The 23,109-nt window shown below is 45.8% G+C and carries 18 protein-coding genes; 10 read left to right on the top strand and 8 right to left on the bottom strand.

From position 1 onward, the window contains the following. The first annotated feature begins 555 nt into the window (after positions 1 to 555). Both MHB43_RS24235 and MHB43_RS24230 read left to right on the top strand, forming a co-directional pair. A complete protein-coding gene (locus MHB43_RS24235; protein WP_405130615.1) occupies positions 556 to 2,799 on the top strand; it encodes a carboxylesterase/lipase family protein in 2,244 nt (747 codons plus the stop codon). A gap of 146 nt (positions 2,800 to 2,945) precedes the next feature. Next, on the top strand, positions 2,946 to 3,158 hold the full coding sequence (locus tag MHB43_RS24230; protein ID WP_405130614.1) for a hypothetical protein: 213 nt from the start codon (positions 2,946 to 2,948) through the stop codon (positions 3,156 to 3,158). Between the two features lie 134 nt (positions 3,159 to 3,292). Here MHB43_RS24230 and MHB43_RS24225 read toward each other — a convergent pair whose 3' ends face one another. Next, complete coding sequence (locus tag MHB43_RS24225) at positions 3,293 to 4,879, bottom strand: choice-of-anchor I domain-containing protein (protein WP_405130613.1); 1,587 nt, start codon at positions 4,877 to 4,879, stop codon at positions 3,293 to 3,295. Positions 4,880 to 5,110: 231 nt separating this feature from the next. Here MHB43_RS24225 and MHB43_RS24220 point away from each other — a divergent pair, with 231 nt between their 5' ends. From MHB43_RS24220 to MHB43_RS24210, 3 genes are all read left to right on the top strand, one after another. Beyond that, complete coding sequence (locus tag MHB43_RS24220) at positions 5,111 to 6,070, top strand: AraC family transcriptional regulator (RefSeq protein WP_339178406.1); 960 nt, start codon at positions 5,111 to 5,113, stop codon at positions 6,068 to 6,070. A gap of 111 nt (positions 6,071 to 6,181) precedes the next feature. Beyond that, positions 6,182 to 7,384 carry an MFS transporter gene (locus MHB43_RS24215; RefSeq protein ID WP_405130612.1) on the top strand — a complete coding sequence of 401 codons (1,203 nt, stop codon included), beginning with the start codon at positions 6,182 to 6,184 and terminating at the stop codon, positions 7,382 to 7,384. A gap of 191 nt (positions 7,385 to 7,575) precedes the next feature. Beyond that, complete coding sequence (locus tag MHB43_RS24210) at positions 7,576 to 8,019, top strand: Hsp20/alpha crystallin family protein (protein ID WP_405130611.1); 444 nt, start codon at positions 7,576 to 7,578, stop codon at positions 8,017 to 8,019. Positions 8,020 to 8,154: 135 nt separating this feature from the next. Here the strand turns inward: MHB43_RS24210 and MHB43_RS24205 are convergent, their stop codons facing one another. Together MHB43_RS24205 and MHB43_RS24200 are read right to left on the bottom strand one after the other, a co-directional pair. Next, on the bottom strand, positions 8,155 to 8,712 hold the full coding sequence (locus MHB43_RS24205; protein WP_405130610.1) for a DUF1697 domain-containing protein: 558 nt from the start codon (positions 8,710 to 8,712) through the stop codon (positions 8,155 to 8,157). A 34-nt stretch (positions 8,713 to 8,746) separates the two neighbouring features. Continuing rightward, positions 8,747 to 9,397 carry a hypothetical protein gene (locus MHB43_RS24200; RefSeq protein WP_405130609.1) on the bottom strand — a complete coding sequence of 217 codons (651 nt, stop codon included), beginning with the start codon at positions 9,395 to 9,397 and terminating at the stop codon, positions 8,747 to 8,749. A 286-nt stretch (positions 9,398 to 9,683) separates the two neighbouring features. Here MHB43_RS24200 and MHB43_RS24195 point away from each other — a divergent pair, with 286 nt between their 5' ends. Beyond that, a complete protein-coding gene (locus MHB43_RS24195; protein WP_405130608.1) occupies positions 9,684 to 11,318 on the top strand; it encodes a nucleoside hydrolase-like domain-containing protein in 1,635 nt (544 codons plus the stop codon). Positions 11,319 to 11,403: 85 nt separating this feature from the next. Here the strand turns inward: MHB43_RS24195 and MHB43_RS24190 are convergent, their stop codons facing one another. After that, entirely contained in the window at positions 11,404 to 11,967 is a 564-nt protein-coding gene (locus MHB43_RS24190) for a TetR/AcrR family transcriptional regulator (RefSeq protein ID WP_339283812.1), read from the bottom strand. Further along, positions 11,960 to 13,174 (bottom strand): MFS transporter, encoded by a 1,215-nt coding sequence (locus MHB43_RS24185; protein ID WP_405130607.1) that lies wholly within the window; start codon positions 13,172 to 13,174, stop codon positions 11,960 to 11,962. The genes MHB43_RS24190 and MHB43_RS24185 overlap by 8 nt, the downstream gene beginning before the upstream one ends. A 218-nt stretch (positions 13,175 to 13,392) precedes the next feature. Here MHB43_RS24185 and MHB43_RS24180 point away from each other — a divergent pair, with 218 nt between their 5' ends. Both MHB43_RS24180 and MHB43_RS24175 read left to right on the top strand, forming a co-directional pair. Then, positions 13,393 to 14,199 (top strand): alpha/beta fold hydrolase, encoded by an 807-nt coding sequence (locus MHB43_RS24180; RefSeq protein WP_405130606.1) that lies wholly within the window; start codon positions 13,393 to 13,395, stop codon positions 14,197 to 14,199. Positions 14,200 to 14,223: 24 nt separating this feature from the next. After that, positions 14,224 to 15,207, top strand: coding sequence for a diguanylate cyclase (locus MHB43_RS24175; protein ID WP_405130605.1), 984 nt, complete (start codon positions 14,224 to 14,226; stop codon positions 15,205 to 15,207). Between the two features lie 130 nt (positions 15,208 to 15,337). Here the strand turns inward: MHB43_RS24175 and MHB43_RS24170 are convergent, their stop codons facing one another. Beyond that, on the bottom strand, positions 15,338 to 16,825 hold the full coding sequence (locus MHB43_RS24170; protein ID WP_405130604.1) for a DUF5123 domain-containing protein: 1,488 nt from the start codon (positions 16,823 to 16,825) through the stop codon (positions 15,338 to 15,340). A 102-nt stretch (positions 16,826 to 16,927) separates the two neighbouring features. On the opposite strand from MHB43_RS24170, the gene MHB43_RS24165 reads away from it, so the two are divergent. Further along, positions 16,928 to 17,584, top strand: coding sequence for a DUF2625 domain-containing protein (locus MHB43_RS24165; RefSeq protein WP_017687085.1), 657 nt, complete (start codon positions 16,928 to 16,930; stop codon positions 17,582 to 17,584). A 153-nt stretch (positions 17,585 to 17,737) separates the two neighbouring features. On the opposite strand, the gene MHB43_RS24160 is transcribed toward MHB43_RS24165, so the two are convergent. Continuing rightward, positions 17,738 to 19,078, bottom strand: a complete 1,341-nt coding sequence (locus tag MHB43_RS24160) for an MFS transporter (protein ID WP_405130603.1) — start codon at positions 19,076 to 19,078, stop codon at positions 17,738 to 17,740. A 285-nt stretch (positions 19,079 to 19,363) separates the two neighbouring features. On the opposite strand from MHB43_RS24160, the gene MHB43_RS24155 reads away from it, so the two are divergent. Beyond that, entirely contained in the window at positions 19,364 to 19,747 is a 384-nt protein-coding gene (locus MHB43_RS24155) for a VOC family protein (RefSeq protein WP_237177150.1), read from the top strand. Positions 19,748 to 20,150: 403 nt separating this feature from the next. Here MHB43_RS24155 and MHB43_RS24150 read toward each other — a convergent pair whose 3' ends face one another. Then, on the bottom strand, positions 20,151 to 22,802 hold the full coding sequence (locus MHB43_RS24150) for a cation-translocating P-type ATPase (protein WP_405130602.1): 2,652 nt from the start codon (positions 22,800 to 22,802) through the stop codon (positions 20,151 to 20,153). Between the last annotated feature and the right edge of the window lie 307 nt (positions 22,803 to 23,109).

Raw genomic sequence — 23,109 nt, 5'->3', positions numbered from 1 at the left:
CAGTATTTTAGATCATCATGTTGTAAGTTGAGTTTAAACACGCATGAGAAAGCAGTTTTTTATGTTGCCCTGTCAGAAGTCCTGTGAAGACGATTAGAAATAAGATGTTGCGAACGCTTACATTATGTGCTAACATCACCATAACAACAGGATTGTAACCGTGTTTAGGGCAATACCTGTGTCAGTTCATTCGTTGGTTCTTTGTTCATCAAACGATTGATTGCGTTTACATTTTCATATGGAATGAACCTCATTCCTCAGGGTTGTTACTGATTGCAGGCAAAACCTGAATTGAGGGCAGTAGACCACGCTAAAGCGATGTCTGTTTGCCTTCGGTTCAGGTTTTTTTATATAAAAAAATGCCTGATGGCATGACCGCAAGCGCCGTAGCGGATATTTCGAGCAGAAAGGAGCGCAGCAGATTTAATTTTTCATAAATAGAGATATAGACTCATCCAGACATTGGAATACTGATTCTTAGATACGCATTTCAACTGAACATTTCCAATGAAATTATCCCATCACACACTATTCGACAGCGAGGAGATTTATGACATGAAAACCATTAAACGTTCGATTGCTGTAGCAACAATTCTGGGGTTATGTGTATCCGCTCTACCAGCTTATGCAGCAGGCAATACAGGACCTCCTTCTTCAGCAGCGATGGACAAGCTGATCCAATCCGAGCTTATTCGCGGCAGCGGTCAAGGTGTTAATGCAGCTTATCTGAACCAAAAGGCTACACGCATTCAGGCCGCAGTACTTTACTTGCGTTTGTCCGGATTGGAGAAAGAAGCACTCGCTTATCAGGGATCGGAAACGTACGACGATGCGGCTCAGGCAGGCAAAGTATTGCAACCGGTCGTTGGTTACTTGAAGCAGCATCCGTATGTGTCTGAGATTGTAACAGGAACGGAGAAGTTTGAACCTAATGCACCCCTTACAGCGGAAGGTTATGCCGAAATGCTGCTGAAGGTGCTTGGATATGAAGCAGGTACGGATTATGAGCAGGGAGCGGCTTCCACCTATGCGGCTGGGAAAGGAATCAAGGCACTTCAAGGGAAGGGCGCGAGTCAACTTACCAATCGCCTGATGGCAGAGGCAACCGCACAGGCTTTGCAGATACAGCTCAAGAATGGCAGTGGAACCTTGGAACAGAACTGGTTGAAACATAAAGAAGCTGGAGCGTTCCAACCTCAAACGGTACAACAGACCAAGTATGGCGCGATTAATGGCAAAACCTATGAGCAATATGGGACACTCGGTTGGCTTGGTGTTCCTTACGCGGCACCTCCGGTAGGGGAACTGCGCTGGAAAGCCCCGCAAGAACCGGAATCATGGACAGGAACGAGATCCGCTAAGGAATTTGCAGCGAACAGCTTGCAGATCTCCGGCAAGACTACAGCGGGAAGCGAAGATTCGTTGTATCTTAATATCTGGCGTCCCGACACAACCAGTTCGAAACTTCCGGTTATGGTGTTCCTGCACGGCGGCGGGAATATGACCGGATCAGGTAAAGATTTTCAAGGTGAACAGCTTGCACGGAGCACCAACAGCATTATCATCTCAGTGAATTACCGTTTGGGAGCCCTTGGATTCTTCGAGAATGCAGCGCTGAAAACAGGCAATGCCCTGGATGACTCAGGTAACTATGGTCTGCTTGACGCATTCCGTGCATTGGAGTGGGTGCAGGATAATATCGAAGGGTTTGGCGGAGATACAGGCAATGTTACATTAGCCGGACAATCTGCTGGTGCACGTGATGTGCTGGCAACTCTGATCTCTCCACTTAGCAAAGGATTGTATCAAAAAGCAGTTGCTTTCAGCGGAGGATTGACGACAGGATCACCGGAAGAAGGCGAGCAAAAATCCGAGGATGTGCTTGTGAAGCTACTCGTGCAAGAGGGGAAAGCGGCTAATGCAGAAGAAGCAAAAGTATGGATTGGCAAGCAATCTCAGGCACAGCTGGAGAGTTACCTGCGTGCACTGCCTGCGGACAAGTTGGTCACTGCGTTTGGCGCAACGGCAATCCGTATGGACCCATTCCCGCATCTGTTCCGGGATGGCACAGTGATTCCAAAAGAAGGATTTGACGCCATCAATAATGGCAATTATAAGAAAGTTCCTGTATTGCTCGGCAGCCTGGAAACAGAGTTCTCCGGATTTGCCTTCGGTGATCCAAACTTCTCTCCATCCATCACGGATGAGACTCTGTTTACCGATAAAACCAAGGCGGAACAATATGCTGCTGCGTTGAAATATGGTAGCGAAGCTTATGCAGGCTTTAATGCAGAGCGTGTAGCGGAGCAATTGACAAATGAAGCAGGTCAACCACCGGTATATGCGTATCGTTTTGCATGGGGCACACAACCTGGGGTCATCTCTGAGCGTTTGCTCACACTACTGGGCGCACCACATGGTGCGGATATGGACTTCTATACAGGACACGCAGACGGAATTGCTGCCTACTTCCCTGATGGGTACTTTAGCGATACAAACAAACCAGGACGTGATCAGTTATCCGCCGCGATGGCAGCATATCTGAAGCAGTTCCTGTACACAGGCAATCCAGGTACGGGTGGATCACCTGATCTGGCGGCATGGACACCTTGGACGAAAGATGCTCAAGCCCCAATCATGCGTCTGGATGCTAGCAATACAACGGCAGAGATTGGCATGTCCACACAATATAACCAAGGCAAAGAAGCCGTTATGGCAAAGATGAAAAAAGAATTGCCTGAAGAAACGTATAAACTGTTGACGGAAAAAGTGTTCGGAGGTCGTTTCTTCTGGGAATAAGGATCACCGGATAGGGAGGTATATATAGATAAATTAAAAGCCAAGGGGGCATGCTCTCTTGGCTTTTTATACTGTTCGTTATGCTTAATTATGGTATTGTTGTAAATATAAATTAATAAGATATGGGAAAGGGGAAAACGTACATTATGAATGGAGTTAGTAATTTTGGTATTGCTGGGATTATAACGCTATTAATTTTCTTTATTATGATTGGTCTTGTATTATATCTGGTTTTCTATCTTGTGATGAAGAGGTCTGGCGTCAAAGAGGAAGTATCCGCATTAAGGATGGAAGTACGAGTGTTACAAGAGGAAGTAGAGCGGAACAGGCGGGAATTGGAAAATATGAAGCGTCGATAACCTCTACACCACTAGTTTTGGATACGCGGAATGGTGTGGGGACAACAGTAGGAGAGACAGGGGCTCTACGCCCCCACCTACTCAATAGAGTGTGAAACGTTCAATTCAGCCTTTGCATACTAAGGACACTTGATCTATTTCTTGGCAAAAAAACTAAGGGTTCCCGTGCTTTCATCTGCACTCACAAACAGGTTACGTCCATTTACCCGATGAATTCCCTCTGGTGATTCTCCGGCTGTAGGAATCAGACCCAGATAGTCCGGATTGACCGGATCAGCAAGATCAAAGAACAAAATGGCATCTGCCCGTTCAGAAGCTACGGCTGCATACGTAGTGTCGTCTACAGTAGCAACGGTCAGGTTCTCGACTTCGCTGCCCTTGTTGGGACTGCGATCATCCGGATACAAGCCGACCCTAGCGGTTGCCTCGTCAATGAGATTCTGGCTATCGTACATCCGCTTGCCTTGCAGATCCCAGACAGCAATATTACGTCCGCCTGCTTTTACACCATCCTCAAATTCATTCTTGCCTAAGTCCCCTTCGTTAGCTGTCAGCAGGTATTTTCCATCTGCCGAGAAAGCAATCCCATCCGGTTCATAACGAGCGGTCAACGCCTCTTTAAACTGAACGATACCATCATCTTTCAGATCTGCTTGATGTGAAGTGGTACCCAGAGCGAAGATTGAGCTGATTTTTTTTGTCTCCAGATCTACGATGGCAACGACATTGTTTTCCTGTAACGTGATGGCTGCTGTTTTGTTATCTGGACTAATGGCAACATACTCCGGTTGTGGATCATGCGGATAGATGGCACCCTCTACATTGTCCAGAGATACCGGCAAGTTGGTGATTTCACCCTCCAATACGTTCCCGCCAGCAAAAGATACAACCATAATGCTACCCGGACGTTTGGTGTTGGCATAGTCAATTTCATCGGCAGCTTTATTTAGCTCCTCATCCTCTATCGCGATCACCGCATGCAGACCGTCAGTTGACAGTGCAATCGAGTCAGGACCAATGCCCAGTTCATACGTTTTGATGGTTTTGTAGGTTGTCAGATCCACAATGGCAAGCAATCCTTTGTTTGCTTCACTGTCTGTATCCCCTGTACGAATAACAGCAAGACCGTATTTACCATCTTTGGACACGGTTACGCTTGTGACTTCAGCTTTGGCGGAAAGGTCATGGAAGCTGACTGTCTTTAATATGTTAATGTTTTTCAAGTCAGCAATATCCAGTATGGCAATGCTACCATTGTCCGCTTCGGTTACGAGCAGGCGCTGTCCATCTGGCGTGGAGGCTGATATTTCTGCTTTGCCACCGGGCATCTGAAACGATGCGGTCTGTTCAAAACCGGTTTTATTTTGTTTCAGGATCAATTGATCCGTAATTAATTTTAGTGTTTGTGAAGATATATACGTTGTACCTTTGGTGATGTAGCTTTTACTGTCCAAAGGGGTTTTCACACCGTTGATGGTGGCTGAAGACGTCCCTACAGGAAGTTGTACGTTAGTATCTGCGATCTGGATATCAACACTGCGACTGCTTCCGTTCCATGTGACCGTACCCTGCATATTTTGGATGGCTGTGCGCAGTACGACATGATCGTTAGCAGATTTAGTTGCGTCAGCGGCATGAATCATGGATGTGTAACTGGTTGTTCCTGCGCTAAGAATGGCTGTCATCGACAGAACGGCGAGCCATTGATTTCTCTTTTTCAATGTTCCAGATCCCCTTTATCGTTTCGTGTGTAATGAGTTGTACAATTGTTTTAGTATAGGGAGCTTATGTTAAGGAGAGGTAAGAGAAGTCTGCGATTTGTGTAAAACATGTTACCTTTCCAACTAGCCGAAAAGAAGAAATTGCTGTAGAATTAATTGAGAATCATTATCAATTAATTCGGATTTTCTTTACTGACAAGTCTGATCAAGATATAGGCGAGGTGAATACCCATGCGCACGGATGATGCATTAGGCGTAGTATATCAGCATTACCTGACCCAGGAACCTTACAGTCAGCAAGATGAACATACGTATCTGCTCTCTCCCAAGGCGGGCAGTGGTAATATTAAAAGAGTAACGACATACAGTGGCATTGAGATTTTATATTCCCAGGTTGAATATCATCAGCCGTATCCAACATATTTTGCGTCCGAGACACCCATTGTGGAATTGCAATTTGCCTTGTCAGGAGAGCGAAATGTGGATATATCCGGTCAGGATTATTCATTATCGATAGGGCAAGGGGCCCTTATTTTTATGCATGATTTCAAAGCGTGGTTTCATCCTCCGGCAAGGGAGCTGTATACGTCCTTTTCGCTGGGGATTCCGGTTTCTCTGTTTAATTATGCTGCGGCGCAACTGGGCAGTTTCAAGTCGATTGCGTTTAATCAGGTGTTAGGGCGAAAAGTGTTTAAGCCGATTGTATTTCAATTGGATAATCGGATACGAACGATGATCGACAGTCTGATTGTAGAATTAAACAACAGTTATCGATCATCCTTAATGATGGAAGCAACAGCGTTGGAAATCTTGAATCGATTTATGATCCAATTGTTTGATCTGGCGCCAATTCCCGCGGGATTCTCCAGAGAGGACATCCGGAAGTTACATACGGCACGGGAGATTATGGAGGCCTGTATGGTAGATCCTCCATCTTTGCTAGCATTGTCCAGACAAGTAGGTCTTAACGATTTTAAATTAAAAAAAGGATTCAAGGCACTTTTCGGAAGCACGGTCTTCGAATATTTGCGTCAGGTTCGTCTCGACAACGCCATGAAGTTGCTGCGCAATCAGGATAACAACGTCACCGAGGCCGCGATTGCGGTCGGTTACAGCAATGTCAGTGCCTTTTCACAGCAATTTTATCGCAAATTCGGCGTGAAGCCCTCAGAGATGAAAAAGATTTATTAATAAATCCGTCTTGCCGTGAATTGTTCCGTATAGAGGCAGTGGGGATTCTCTCAGCCTTGTATACTCCAGGTACAGTGGATACTGTACTGAAATATAGAGGAGTGTATGAGCATGAACCGAATCAGAGGAAGTATTTTTTTTAGCGTATTTGCAGCCATGTTGGGTCTGATGCTGATTGCACCCATTATGCCACCGCTTATTCGCGAGTTGGGCATGAAAGAAAGCCATTCCGGTCTTATTATCTCGCTAGGGTCCATTATGATGGCTGTTATGGCTCCGGTATGGGGCAGATGGAGTGATATAAGAGGAAGAAAACCCATCATATTGATTGGATTCATAGGCATGTCTGTGAGCTGTGCATTATTTGCACTGGCATTGTACGGGGGATTGAATGCATGGATCGGAGGGGGCGTATTGTTAACCCTTCTGATTGTGACGCGCAGTCTGATCGGTATGTTTATTCCGGCTGTACTTTCTTCTGCCCAGGCCTATATGGGTGATGTGACAGAAGGGGAAGAGCGGGGAAGCGGGATGGCGATTATCAGTGCTGCGAATGGACTTGGCCTTGTATTTGGACCTGCGATTGCAGGAGCTTTTACCCTTATCGGTCTGCTCTGGCCGCTTTATTTTGGCATTTTTATAGCGATAGCTGCGTTTATTATTGCCTTGTTGTTAATCCCGGCAGCCAAACCGGTCATTCAGGCAAAACCGCCTAAAGTCAACCCGTTCCAACGTGGATTACGAATGTACCTTGCTGCAGGCTTGGTTACGATGATGGGCATCATGACACTACAGGTTGTCGGGGGATTTTATTTTCAGGATCAACTGACTCTATCCCCAGCGGCGACGGCCCAAATGGTTTCGTTTGGACTTATGTTCTCTGGAGTAGCGATGTTGATCATGCAGGTCATTCAGATGAAATGGTTGAAATGGCAACCACGCCCGATGATTTTGCTCGGTTCCCTTTTTCTGATCGCAAGCATGATCCTTTTTTTGGTTTTCAATGTGTTATCCATGTATTATTTCTCGTTTTTCCTGTTTGGCATGGGTTCAGGTCTGATGATGCCCGGGTTCATGGCAGGTGCTTCGCTGGCAGTTAGCAAAGAACAGCAGGGGAGTGCAGCGGGGTTGGTAGCAGCGATTCAGGGGATATCCGCCGTCATTACGCCTTTACTTACAACGACTCTCTATCAGGTGGACAAACATGTTCCATTTATGCTCGTAGCTGTTCTGGTTGTCTTGCTGGCAATCATGATGCTGGGAATGCGAAAGAATCAATCCCATAACGTAGTGGACCCCACTCATTCGTTATAGTCAGACAAAGTCAGAAGATCAAATAAGGTCAAAATAAAAGTAAAAAGGATTTAATTAAAAATAGTGAACCATGATGAAAGAAAATCGGTTTTTTTCGTCTTTTACGGACTTTGAGCCTTATTTGCACGGGTATTATAATAATTAATGTAAGCAACACCAATAAACCAACCACACAAAAGGAGCTGATTTTCATGTTTGATCTGATACCGTTTCGTAAACGAAATGAAGACCCGTTCGGACACATGTTGAAATCCTTCAATGACATGGTTGAGAACTCATTCCTCTCCCCTTTTGGAACTGGCTCCCAGCCATTTCGGACCGACATTCGTGAGGAAGAAGACAAATATTCGGTAGAAGCCGAGCTTCCGGGCATCGCCAAAGAGGATATAGACATTCAGGTTCAAGGTAATGAATTGATTATTCGTGCCAAACGCCATGACATGGTTGAACAGAAGGATGAATCCAATCGAATCATTCGGCAGGAGCGTCGTTCAGGTGAATTTATCCGGCGTTTCTATGTGGATCATATTGATGAGGAGCACATTAAGGCCAAATTGGAAGAAGGTGTGCTGAAGCTCGAGATTCCGAAACGTCCTGGTGATGATCAATCTCGCAGACGCATTCAAATTGACTAATACACAGTGGAAAAAATAGTTTCCTAACACGGCAAAAAGCATGCAGGAGACATCCATAAGGATGTTTTCTGCATGCTTTATTTTTCATATGAACTGGACGATACATAACTGACTATCCATTGTGCTGGTTCCGAGTTATTTCTCTGCTGCTGCTTGCATCAGGGCATAGATCTTACGTGTGGTATTCACATTTCTAACCGTCATGTAGGCATATACTTTGGATCCCACAAGCTTGTTCATGCCACTTTTGGACGCATCTTCTCTGCTGACTGAATATAAAATCGCTCCGGGAACATAGATTAGTGTACCAATTTCCGGTTTGATGGGCAGTTGGTCCAGCACGGAGGGCTCATTGATCTCATCCCAGAGGAACATCACATCACTTTTGGCGGTGTCATCATTAACCCATTCTTCTGGAAGCACCTGAATAACGCTATGGATTTCATCCATATTCCGCACCATTACCCTGATCTGTAAGCCAAAATCGGCGGCGATGACCTGTTCTAACACATGGGATATCTCCACATTCGCATTGGCACGTTCCTGATGAGCGGCAAAAATAATATTGCCAGAATTGATGTAGGTAACAACATCCAGCATGCCTGCTTGTTCAAATGTTTCTTTCAGCTGCTTCATATTGATTTTATTGTTCCCGCCTACATTAATGCCTCGTAGCAAAGCCACATAGATCATATGGGCGCCCCTCCAATTCCTTCAATTCACCGTTTTAACAAAAGGACAGATACTCGAAAAGATGAGCAGTATACTCTTCTCCCAACAGATCTTGCAATAAAGGCTCCACTTGCTCCAGATACTCGGGCTTGGTTTCATAGGTTTCTTCATCTTTTACTTCTCCGGCATAGGTGCGCGCCGCTTCAATCAGGATGGCTAGTGCACTGAAAAAGTCTGACAGCGAATCAGCAACACGGTTTGGTTCTCCACCTGTAAAAGCAGCGTATACGGGAGAGTTTGGTGCTTCCACATCTACAATTAACGGATCATCATTAAAGTTTGCGATGACGACGTGATTTTTTGGCCAAGTGGAGGATTCCTCATAAGGTTCATTCATGCCAATCCAGCGGAACCCCAATTGCTGACGAAGCAGATGTTCAGGTGCAACAAAGGAAATCAGTGCGGCATCACCGATTTCGACGGCGGCATTTTTCATTTTGAGTGTACCTTCAGCTTCGGAATCCACCATTTCATAGTGGCTGTAGAGGTACTGAAGTTCCGGTGAAAGAGGTATTCGTGCGTCCACTTCCGGCTGATGATGATGTTCGCGAGGACGCAGATCATGATTTTGGAAAAGTCCATAAGCTTCATTATATAAATCCTGCTGTTCCACAAAACGGCTCAAGGCCGCATCCAGTTGTTGCATGGTGTCTGATTCCTCCCGATGAATTGGTTTAGTACTACGCCGATCATTTGATTCTTGGCTATAAGCATTATACTATATCGAAGATGAATTCAAAAAAAAATTGAATACGTTTACATTCCTGAGTGGACATGGTATACTTTCACTCAAATAAGGATTGTTACTGCTTCGGGCAGGCAAAACCTGAGTATCATTATGCGTGGACTTGGTCCCATTCATAGTGATGTTCGGGTTTTTTTGCATTGATTCCAACACCAACATCACGCTGTACAGAAGAAAGGGGAGCATTATGAACAAGAAAAAATGGTTAAACGGTTTTGCCGCAGGTTGTCTCAGTATAATCCTGGTGATTAGTGGATGCGTATCCAAAGCGCCACAAACCGCGAGTGACACACCCAATCAGGCGACAGAACAGGCAGGAAATGAAACTCAGGAACCAGCAGCCAACCAAGCCGCCAAAGGTAGAACGGTGATTACAACCGACGGTGAAGTGGATGATATGAACTCGGTCATTCGTTTTCTCTTGTATTCGAATGAGATGGACCTCGCCGGAATTGTACTAACCAGTTCGGTGTATCATTATGCTGGAGACGAGGAAGCGGGGATCAAACCGTTCCGGTGGACAGGCACACAGTGGGTATACGACATGATCGATGCCTATGGCGAGATATATCCCAACTTGTCCAAACATGCGGAGGGCTATCCGGAGCCAGAACAGCTTCGAGCGATGACCAAGATCGGTAATATTTCCGATAAAGGGGAGATGGAGAAGGAAACCGAAGGTTCCGAGTTCCTCGAAACTCTTTTCCTCGACGATGACTCCCGTGATCTGATTGTTCAGACATGGGGTGGCACCAATACCACGGCCAGAGCGCTAAAATCGATTGAGGAACAATACAAGGATACGGCCGAGTGGGATGCGATTCGCAAAAAAGTCAGCGACAAACTGGTCCTGTACATCATCCTCGATCAGGATGACAGCTACAACGAATACATTGCGAAGAATTGGCCGGATATCCGCATTCTCAACGACCAATCAAACTTCTGGCATTTTGCCTATGCATGGAAGATGCATGCCGAAGAAGTGAACAGTAAGCTTCATGGCGACTGGATGGTCAAGAATATTCTGAACGGACATGGCAAACTGATGGATATGTATGCATCGATGGGTGATGGTAAAATGATCGAAGGCGAACTAGCCGAAGAACAACGGGGAAGTGCTGAGTATCTTAAGAACAATCCACAATATGACAAGTACGATTTTATATCTGAGGGTGACTCTCCTTCCTTCTTTTATCTGATTGATAATGGGCTGCGCAGTATGGAAGACCCTTCCTACGGCGGTTGGGGTGGACGCTTTGGAGTTGTGAACGACAAGCTGTTTAGAAACAATGTGCTTGATTACGATCCGTACACCAAACGCTATGAAGCCGAATACTCTCTGATGAGATGGTTTGACGATGTGCAGGATGATTTTGCAGCACGTGCAGACTGGGCAGTTGCAGACACTTACGAAGGTGCCAACCATAATCCGTCTTTAACGATTAAGGAAGGGGTGGATCTAAGTGTTAGTCCTGGGGAGCAGGTTACTCTTCACGCGGAGGGTAAAGACCCGGATGGAGATCAACTGACCTATACGTGGTGGAGATATTTCGAAGCGGACACGTATGAAGATTCCAAAGTAACACCGAACAAAGTTCAGCCTGAAATGGCGGGTGATCTGCAGCTTGGATTACATCGTGAACTTGCCAAGGATGAGCAGGTGGATACGATAAAATTGCAGGGCAGTGACACCGAAGCGGTGACATTTACCGTTCCTGACGATGCCAAATCGGGTGATACCCTTCATATCGTTGCCGAAGTACAAGATGATGGAGAGCATCAGTTGAAGCATTATCAACGTGTGATCCTAACTGTGAAATAAAGAAATAGAGGGGTTGTCCCAAAAGTCATCAACATGGCTGGTGGGACGCCCCTCTTATTTGTGTAATCTCATCGTAATCGATTCATTAACGCTGGATGCCTGACCAGAAGACATTCCAGGTGATCGCCAAAGCTTGTTCATAGGATTGCCGTGTCTCATACACGAGCTGTACATCCAATCCATCCATCACGGTGACAAAAGCTAAGGTGGCTTCTTCCGGACTCAGGCGTATATCGGAATGTCTGGTAAATACGGCTGCCAGCTCTTCCTTCAGTGTCCCGAGGTACGTTCGATACTGGGCCAGTACAAAATCATGCACCTCCAGCGGTGTGATAAAGGACAGGATATACATAAAAGCAACGTTTGGATGAGTCAGAAAGCGATTTTTGTGTTCATGCAAAAAGGCATATAGCTGCTGATCCAGCGTTTGGGTAACAGACTCGCTGAAAAATTGGCGTACAAACTGTTGTTCCTCCTGCACAACTTCCTCATATAACTCCAGCAATAACGCTTTTTTGGATGAATAATGATAAGCCAGAGATTGCTTGCGGATGCCTGCCTCTTCGGCAATCTGCGCCATCTTGGTCCCCTCGTAACCCAGACGATTAAAATGTTGAATGGCAATTTCCTTGATTCGTTTTTTACTCAATGTCTACCTCCAGTTGGCGAGCTGTATACCTCTGCTGTTTTTGGGAGTATACCAAATATAACAAGATATATACCACAAAAATGCCTATAGAGATAGCATACACCACCGTATAGGAAAATGCAGAAGCCACCACGCCCAGAATCAACGAACCACCACCAATTCCGAGGTCAAAGAAGTTAAAGAAGGAAGCCATCGCACTTTCGTGCTCATGTTCTTCTACAAGATTCACACACCAGGTCTGAATCGCCGGGAATATGGCACCAAAACCAAAGCCGTATAACGCACCGGCGATCAGGAATTGCACATCACTCTGGGCGATAATCAGAACCAGTAGCCCCGCGATTGCAAACACGGCAGAAGGTAACAACACGGAACCTGGTCCCCATCGATCAAACATTTTCCCCGAGAACAGTCGAACGGCGAAGCTGGCAATAGCGACGATGAAGAAAAACCAGGCTATATTCTCAAACCCTCTTTCCGCGGCGAATAAAGCCACAAAGGACATGATCGAACCCGCTGCAATACCAACGAGCATAATGAGAAGGGAAGGGAAGAGTACCTTCTTTTCAATCAGTTTCACCGAAGGGACATGAGTTTGCAGGGACTCGCTACTACCTCCTGTTTTCGGCTTTCTGGATACAAACACTGTCATCAGGAGAGCTAACAGCAAAATGCACATACCTCCCATAAACAGGCTCTGGTAGTCGTACCTAAACAACAAGCTTGTTCCAATCAAAGGACCGATGGATATAGCGACCGTCTCCCCTACGCCGAAATACCCCATACCTTCTCCCCGGCGATCTCTTGGTATGTTTTCAGTGGCAATCGTTGCAAAATATGTCGTTGCCAAACCAAATCCGAATCCATGGATCACTCGGAATACAAGAATCATCCAAATACCTGACGACAGGTAGTATGCACCTGTCATTAATGCACAGATAGTGATGCCGATAATTAACAGAACCTTTTTATCTATTCGAGCTGCCAAAACCGAAGTGAAGGGTCGAATCAAGATGGCGGAAAACATAAATACGCCGGTAACAAGCCCGATTTGGGAGGCTTCGCCACCAAGACTTGAGACAAACAAAGGCAAGGTGGGAAGCAACATTTCAAAGGCCATAAACAATAATGCGTTGGCTAACATGATAAATAGGAATGATCTACCCCAGAGTTGCTGAGGAGTTGGGCTGTGTGTTGAAATAATCATGGTTTTCCTCCGTAATGTTGATCTCTGTCGCGCGACATGTTGAACCGATTTTACCTGACTATCGTCAGATTGTAAAGCGCGTATTCAGAGCAGGGTTCATGATTTTTTGGTAGGTGAGAGAAGTTATTAAACATTTTTAATTCATATCCTAACATTTTCCGGTATAATAACCAGATAAAATGATTCAAGTGAATACTACCTCGGAGAGGTGATATGTAATGACGGTTGATATACTTGTAAGAAATAATGTTAAGGTACTTGGCTCGGGTAGCCAAACGATTGTATTTGCTCATGGTTTTGGATGTGATCAGGATATGTGGCGTTACATTATTCCAGGTTTTATGGAGAACTACCGTGTGGTGTTATTTGATTATGTTGGATCTGGCGAATCTCAAATTAACTATTATGATGCTATCAAATATAGCAACCTTCAAGGATACGCCCAGGATGTGCTGGAAGTTATGGAAGCGCTCGAACTAAAGGACACCATATTTGTCGGGCATTCCGTCAGTAGTATGATTGGTATGCTGGCATCCATTCAGAACCCCAAATATTTCAAAAAAATTATAATGTTAGGGCCCTCCCCACGTTACGTGAATGATCTGCCGAATTATTATGGAGGTTTTGATCGGAATGATATCGATGAATTACTTGAGATGATGCAGATGAATTTTATTGGCTGGGCGAGTTATCTGGCACCCATTGTGATGAACAATCCGGAACGGAAAGAGCTGACGGAAGAGTTGGAGAAAAGCTTCTGTTCCAGAGATCCGCATATTGCGAGACAATTTGCCGAAGTGACGTTTTTATCTGACTGTCGTATTGATCTGGATCAGGCAACTGTACCAACGTTGATTCTTCAGTGTTCCGAGGACAGTATTGCCCCGGTTGAAGTAGGGGATTATTTACACGCTCATCTGAAGAATAGCAGGTTGCAACAGATGACGGCCAAGGGACATTATCCGCATCTAAGTCAACCGGAAGAAACGATCCGAATGATTAAGGATTATTTGACGAGCGCATAAAACGCGGAAGAAAGGCTGTTATTGATGGATACCCAACTAGATTCAGCGCCCTGTGGATACTTCTCTATCTCTGATTCGGGCGTCGTACAGTCGATGAATCAAACTTTGCTTACGATGCTTGGATATGAACGCGATGAGCTCATAGGGCAACATATTGAATCCACCATGTCGGTAAGCAACAAGGTGTTTTTCCATACGTATTTCTATCCCTACATCCAGTTATATGGACATGTGGACGAGATGTACTTTAGTTTCCGTACCCGTGATCAGCAGGCTGTTCCTGTTCTGCTTAACGGTGTTCGCCAGACCCGTAACGGGGAAAACGTGGTAGATTGTGTCGTTGTAGTCATGCGTAAGCGAATCGAACATGAGAAGGATATTTTGCATACCAAGACGAAGCTACAGGAGCTATATCAAGCGACGCAAGAAGCGAACAAGGAGCTTGAACGACTGCATGAGGAATATAAAATTAAAGAGCAGGCGCTAATCAAAGTGAATGATCAGTTGGAGACACTGGCCTCCACCGATTTGTTGACAGGATTGAAGAACCGCAGGTTTTTCCAGGAGAAAATGGCTGAGAAACTATTGCTATTCCAGGAGAAGCAACGTCATTTCTCTCTTCTGGTTGTGGACATTGATCATTTCAAAAGCGTTAATGATACGTACGGACATCCGATCGGAGATCTGGTGCTCGGTAATCTCGCGGGGCTGCTGCAAACGGTATCGCGAAGTATGGATGTGGTTGCACGTTACGGTGGAGAGGAATTTGTTATCATTCTTCCGGATTGTGAAGAGGAGCAGGCGATCGGTATCGCAGAACGATATCGTTCACAGGTTGCTTCAGCCGACTGGGGTGAATATAAAATTACTGTGAGTATCGGTGCGGCCACTGTAGTAGAGGAAGATACGGAAAAGTCCTTGTTCCAAAGAGCGGACAACGCCCTGTATGCCTCCAAAACCGGAGGACGAAACCGGGTGACACATGCAGCTCAGATGGTAAAAAGTTAAGGATTGGATTGCATCAAAAGAAAGCAAAAAGGAGCCTGTGCATGATGAGGGAGATGATCCCACATGCACAGGCTCCTTTTATTTGCGTGAAACAGAATGAATAAGTTGAGATGGCGGACTCAGGGTTAATCTATCGCGGAGCAAGGTAACCATACGCCTTAACCGGAGAGTTCGCCTGAGGACGAAAATCTTCGCTCGGTTCATCCATAAATGCCGGGTTCACATATATGGAGTGTGCATCATTGCCAGATCCCTTGATGTAGGCGGCGATGCCGGAGTAGGCTTTATTTTTCCAGACCCACAGGGCATCTTCCTGCTCACCTGGTGAGTAATAGACATTATGGTCAAACACATTGCCGGTATTGCTAGTATATTCGTTGTATATCAGTACTTCCGAGCTGCCCGATACGAGAATGTTACGCACGAACGTATTGTTCTTTGTCCGTGACTGCATGAATAACTGTCCATTGCCAGCATTCAGGGTATCATTTCCCACAAGCGTATTGTACATAATTTTGCTATCCTCGGTAGCTCCTCGTTCCTTGTCATAACCTCCCATGGCAATACCCGTCAATCTGTTGGAATAAATCAGGTTATCACGCACGGTAATGTTGCTGGTTGAACGTCCGGCATGCTCTGAGGCAATCTCAATTCCGATGTCGCTCCGGTATACCCGGTTCTGGTCGATGATATGATCTTTCCCGCCATCTACATAGATGCCGCCCGCCGAGTTGGTATCATTGGGCAGGTCTGTACCGTAGGAGGGGTTGTTATTGGACGTAATATCGTATACTTCGTTGCCTCGTACAATGCCGTTCCGAGCCTGATCGTATGTATCATCCTCGGACGTACCCTCGTACCCGATCAGATCAATACCAATATTATCGGAATCATGGATGATATTGTCCTGTATGGCAAAGGTATCAACATTACCGTTAACTGCGAGTGACTCGCTTGAACCAAGTGTAAGATCATACAATTCATTATCCTTGATGATGATATCGCGTAAAGCTTGAGGGTGCTCTGTGCCATAAATGGCAATACCGTGGGCATCCCTGCCCCGCAAATCGGGACCTTCAGGAGTTGCATAACTAGCAATCGCGTGTATGGTGTTGCCTAACAGCTGAATATGCTCACCTGCTCCGTGGACATAGATCCCGGTTGGAACTTGGCCCCCGAGTGTGGTCGTGAAGTTACGAATTTCGAGATTCTGAATCGTGATATAACTGGCATTTTCAATTTCAATCAACCCTTCAATGCCCCGAACAGATAAACCTTTACCATCAATGATAACCTGCTCCTGAGGATAACTTGAAAATAGGGTTGGATTAGCGGAAGAATTACCGCTCTTGGTGATTTTGACTTTCTGATGATAGACACCTTCACGCAAATAGATCGTGCTTCCTGGCGAAGCGTGGTCGGCTGCGTGTTGCAACGTTTTCCAAGGAGATTGAATCGTTCCTTTATTCGAGTCGTTTCCTTGGGGTGATATGTAATGGATGACCTGGGGATCAGACTTTTGAACAGAAACGGGGTCCTTCATGGAAGATGTATGATTCTGACAACCGGATACGAGCAACATCAGAATCGGAATCATAAGTATAACTACGCGAATCAAATCGTTTCCCCCTTGAATTTAGCTTTGAAGATAGATTATAGCAGATTTGAACGGGTTAATAACCCATGATATGCTCTTATAAAATCAGCGAGGAGACTGCTCATGAATACATTAACGATAGCTGAATTAGTAGATCGGGAGAATCATGCATGGGAAGAACTCAAGGAACTCCTAGATAGCGGGCAAAATACATATGTGTATGTTCCAGCAAAACAAGAGGCTGGAGAGGATACCCTCTATCGTCTGCAAATAAGCACCAAATCCTATTTGGGGGCTGTTGCTTATGAGACAGAAGGTATTGTACTGGACCATGGCTGGATCACGCTGCTTGGTGCGGGTGGTGACAGTACATCGGGGAGTCTCACCAGTTGGAATGGTGTGAGTGAGCAACCTTGGGTAGATGTGCTTGAAGGTATGATGGTCGTTGCATATGATGCGGCAGGTGGTTTCTTCGGACTGGATACAGGCAAGTATGGCCGCACGGGACACATATATTATTTTGCACCGGATACACTCGAATGGGAATCTACAGAACTGGCATATTCAGGTTTCATCAACTGGCTGGCGAATGGCGATCTGGAGCAGTTCTATCAGACCTTTCGCTGGAAAGGCTGGCAAGAGGATATGTCTCAGCTCCAGACAGGACAAGTATTCGCGTATTATCCACCACTTTGGACGCAGGAAGGTGACGGCGAGAGCAGCAGTAAAGCCCCAATTAGCATAATGGAGGCCTGGAAGTTCGCACTGGACGGGAAATAGTTGGCATGCTGCTGTAGGACGAAATCAGGAAATTAACCGGTAAGTTCAAGTTCATTGAGTGATCTACTTTAAAAAAACGGCATTTCTGTTCCAAACTAAAAAAGGCTCGCGCTTGGAGCGGGCCTTTTTGTTCTGAACTTTAAACTTCAATTATCAATTGTCCAATGTAACAGGTTTAATGCCTGAGCGTGAAGCTCTGCTATGCCAGACGGTCAAGCCGAGTGAAACAACGCAGACAAACAACAGACATGCATAGACAACTTGATAAGCTTCCTCGACCGAGACTCCCGGAATGCTGTGTAGCAGCAGCCCACACACGGCTACAGACACCGAACCACCGAAGAACTGAATCAATTGTAACATGCCCATACCGGAACCGATTTGCGCTTTGGGCAGCACACGTGACGCTTCATTATTCAGTGAAGCCATGGAGGCTGATAGTGCCGGTGAGAAAAAGAGATAACCACTGGTAATGATCAGGGCGGATTGATCCAGTCCGAGCATGAATAAAGCAAGTACCGCTGCGAGCAGGGTGTGTCCAATGATCATAAATCGCATATTGCCATAACGGTCGATCCAGCGTCCAACGAAACGGGTGCAGAATGCTGAAACAATAGCTCCAGGAGCAATCAGCAAACCAATGGCGAGCGAAGAGCGCCCATATAGATCAGCAAGCACAAGCGGCATCAAAAACAGATTGCCCAGATTCACCACCAGCACGCAGAATCCGATAAGGATTAACCGGGTGTATCCTGGCGTTCGGAATATTTGTGGATTCACAAACGGAAGACTTGCTTTCCGAATATACAGGAGATGTGCAACAAGTGAAATAACGCCAATGGCAAACCACAACCAGGACTGCTGGGTGATCGCGACCAGAAGTGTAGTGGCGTTAATGACGGTTAATATGGCACCAATAACATCGAACGGCTGATCTGTTTTGACCGTTTCACGGGGGAGAAAGTAGAGCAATACAGGCAGGGCGAGCAGGACTAGCACGGTTATGGCAAAAAGTCCGTTCCAGCCCCAGTACTCGCTAATGAGTCCGCCGACAATGGGACCAAGTCCAAAAGCCATGGCGCTACCTGATGAGATGAGTGCGATGGCAGCTCCGCGCCGTTCCACCGGGATGTAACGACTTGCAATGACGAGACCCAGACCTGCCATAACTCCTGCACCCGCAGATTGCAGAATGCGTGTCAGTAACAAGATAGCGAAGTTATGCGCGAACAACCCCAGCAATGAAGATAACCCCAGGATCAGAAGCCCGACCGTTAACAGTTTGCGTACCGGGATACGGTCTGACAATCGGCTGTAGATCACCGTCGACAGGGCGTAACCAATCGAATAACTTGAGATGACCCAAGACCCCAGGTCTGAGGTGATTTGAAGATCATGAATAATGACTGGCAAAGAAACATTGAACATGGTGGTATTCATCACAACGATGAACAGACAGCATGTCCAGAGTGGCATGACAATTTTATCTTTCACGGTACCATTCCTGTCTTGGGTATGAATATGAATTCGGATTGAGCTTTGATGAAAATGTGATGAAAAGCAATATATCATTTTACACCCAAATTTATAATATGGCAATAATGTCATAATAATTCGTTCGGATGTGATGAGCATAGAAAGATATTAATAATAAACAATAGACGGATTTCCTGAATTTAACTAAAATGATCATTGAAGCATACATAAGCAGATGGATCAGCGGTTAGGTAACTAGATATATAAGTAATTAGCATGTTGAAAATGAAGGAGATTATACCCATGACTCATGCATTATTAATGTCCCACAGCGTATTTCCGACGCTTGATATGAAGCGAACCGCGCAGTTTTATGAAGAGAAGATGGGCTTTCGGGTGGCCGAATATCTTGATGCCGCAGAACCTCATATCTGCCTGTATCGTGATCTTACCGAAATTATTTTGACCCAAAGCAATGGACAGAAGGTCATTCCCAACAGAGAATTATATGGCTATGGATATGATGCATATTTTATTACCCAGAACCAGGAAGAGCTTCAACAGGAATTGATCAACGCAAATGTGAAAATCGTACGTGCCCTCAATCATACAGACTATAATAACAAGGAGTTTGTGATCGAGGATATTGATGGACGCTGGATCGCTTTTGGCATCAAACAGGGGTAATTAGATACAGAAATCGGATTTATGAATCACTAATGCTGTTTTATAGCGAAATATGTGAGGGTGTCATCTACATGGTAGAAGGAATTTTGTTGTTGTTTGCCCAGATCGGTTTAATTATTGGAGTAGCTTTAATAGCATCCGGATTAACAAAGGGTTCAAACGGGAAAGAAAAGTTTAACTGGTCGGCGACCATGCCCTCGGTATCCCGGGGATTATGTATCCTTATCCTGTCCATCTGTTGGTTGGTATATAGATATCAACTTAATGCTTAAATTTTTTGCGAAGATACCCTAGAAATCATCAGTATGGCTGAGAAGTGTACGCTTTGTCTGTGTAAAAAAACTGTAAACAAACAGGCGCTCCGAAATGGGGCGCCTGTTTGTGCATATGATATCCGCTGATTTTATGCCGCAGTAACTTGTTTACCGCGATTGCGAATCCACTTGATGACATCCATCAGAATGACGGCAGCAAGAGCAAGTCCGCCTGCAATCAGGAACTCATTCCAGCCGAATGTATCCGGGATAGCGAAGACGCCGCGAACACCTGGAATCAGTGTGATTGCATAGAGACAGAGACATACCAGAATGGAGCCAAGCACGAATTTATTGGTCATGAAGCCCACCTGGAAGATCGTTTGTGTGTTGGAACGTGCTGCAAATGTTTGCAGACTGCGTGCGAGAATCAAGGTTGTGAAGGCCATAGCCACACTGATTTCCTCTGAGATGCCAAGTCCGATATATTGGGACACAATAACAGCCGCACCAATCAGGACACCACGTGTAATCACAGCCTGCAGGGTTCCACCTGCGAAGATACCCTCGTTAATGTCACGTGGTTTACGCCGCATGACATCTGGCTCGGGTTTCTCTGTACCCAAAGCAATGGCAGGCAGGGAGTCGTTCACCAGATTAATGAACAGCAGCTGAAGGGCCGTAAATGGATTAACCCAGCCGACGATCAGGGCAAACAAAATGGCAATAATGGCGCCGAGGTTACCGGCAAACAGGTATGCGATGGCTTTTTTGATATTATCAAATACCATCCGCCCAACACTGACCGCATTCACGATGGAGACAAAGTTATCATCCGTCAGAATCATGGCAGCCGCATCCTTGGCAACATCTGTTCCGCTACCCATCGCTACGCCGATGTCGGCTTGTTTCAGCGCAGGTGCGTCATTAACTCCATCTCCGGTCATGGCTGCCACTTTGCCTTTACGCTGCCATGCACGCACAATCCGGATTTTGTTCTCAGGTGATACTCTGGCGTATACCGAGATGTGTTCGAGTTGTTGATCCAGCTCTTCATCAGACATTTTGTCCAGTTCGGCTCCGGTAATGGCGAGGTCATCCGGTTCGGCAAGGCCGATATCCACACCGATCGCCTGAGCCGTCGTTTTGTGATCTCCAGTGATCATGATGGTGCGGATACCCGCTTTTTTGGACTCTTCAATAGAGCCGTATACCGCTTCACGCGGTGGGTCAATCATCGCTGTCAGACCAACAAGTGTCAGATCATGCTCGTCATCAATAGTGACCTGGTTTTTATCATCGAATTTTTTGTACGCGTAGGCCAGCACACGGAAGGCTCGTTTGGAGAAGGCCTCATTTTTTTCTTCAAATTGTGTGCGAATCTCAGGTGTGAGGGGCTGAACCTCACCGTTGATAAACACATGACTACAGCGACTGAACAGCACATCCGGTCCACCTTTGGTCAGCAAAGCCGTCTGTCCCTCGAAGGTATGCACCGTACTCATGAGTTTTCGATCCGAGTCAAAAGGAAGCTCAGCTTCACGCGGGAACTGGTCACGGATTTCATTGTAATCCTTGTTCACCCGGTTGCTGAAGGCAATGAGGGCCACTTCGGTAGGATCACCCAGTTCCTTGCCTTCCTGATTAATATTCGAATCATTGCAGAGCACTGCAATATGTAACAGACGTCGTTCCTCTTCTGACCACTGATCGGGATCATCAGGGAATTCATCCTTGGTACCATGGGGAATGTAATAATCCACAACGGTCATCTTGTTCTGCGTTAGTGTACCTGTTTTATCGGTACAGATGATACTGGCAGAACCGAGAGCTTCCACGGCAGGCAGTCTGCGAATGATCGCATGTTGTTTGGCCATCTTATTTGTTCCGAGTGACAATACAATGGTCACAATGGAGGATAACGCCTCAGGAATGGCAGCAACCGCGACAGCTACGGCAAACATCAATGCATTCACGATGGAAGGCCCGATATTCTCCGTGCCTTCGGTCAACCATACACGACCGGCTTCAATGCCAAAGATGAGAATCGACAAGCCCAGGATGAAAAAGCCCAGTTTTTTGCTGAATGATTCCAACTTGCGCTGTAATGGCGTGTTCTTGGCTTCGGCATTTTCAATCAATTCGGCAATTTTGCCGATTTCGGTTTTGAGAGCTGTTCCTGTAATGACAAGCATGCCTCGTCCATATACGACGAGTGAGCCACTGAAGGCCATATTGCGACGATCTCCGATTGGAGCTTCATCCGGGATGGTATCGGCGTGTTTCTCCGCAGCTTCGGATTCTCCGGTCAACATGCCTTCGTTGATTCTCAGACTTCCTGATTCCAGGATACGTCCGTCTGCCGGGACATAATCACCTGCATCCAGCATAACAATATCACCGGGAACAAGTTCCCTCGCTGGAATGGTCTTTTTCTGCCCGTCACGAATGACTTTGGCTTCGGGTGCAGACATTTGTTTCAGCGCGTCAAGCGAACTCTCGGCTTTTTTGGTCTGCACTACACTGATCACCGCGTTGAGCAAAATAACCAGGAAAATGATCAACGATTCAATCAGGTGTCCAAGAACAACCTGTACCGCGGCTGCAATCAGCAGCACGATGACCATCGGATCTTTGAAATTTTCGAGAAACAATTTCCAGACTGGTGTTGCATCTTTACCTTTTAACTCGTTATATCCTTCCGTTTCAATTCTCTTGGCAGCTTCGGAGGTCGTAAGTCCCTTGGAGGAACTCTGTACATCCTGAAGGGTTTCCTCCGCACTGTGTCTGTAATGTTGCAATTGACCAGCTCCTTGAATATTAGATTTCTCTGTGTATTACCCTTACGGGCAAAATCTAGAATCGTTTCATTTTCGTATTTTTTTAAGATTATGGATTTATACGTTTTTTAGCTGTACACAGTATTTTTCATAATGATCCGAGATATGCCTTTTTACGAATGTTATTATTTCCAGTTTGGATGAAAGTCTGGAGAACCATATATAGATATTGGATCAGAAACTGTGTGCACCATCACACTAGCTCATATCAGGGTCTGTTACGCTAATCCATAACGAACAACGTTTAATCTAAGTTTGGAGGGGAAAC

It is taken from the genome of Paenibacillus sp. FSL H8-0317, from assembly GCF_045040685.1.
GTDB lineage: Bacteria > Bacillota > Bacilli > Paenibacillales > Paenibacillaceae > Paenibacillus.
This window is presented reverse-complemented; position numbering and strand designations above follow the sequence as displayed.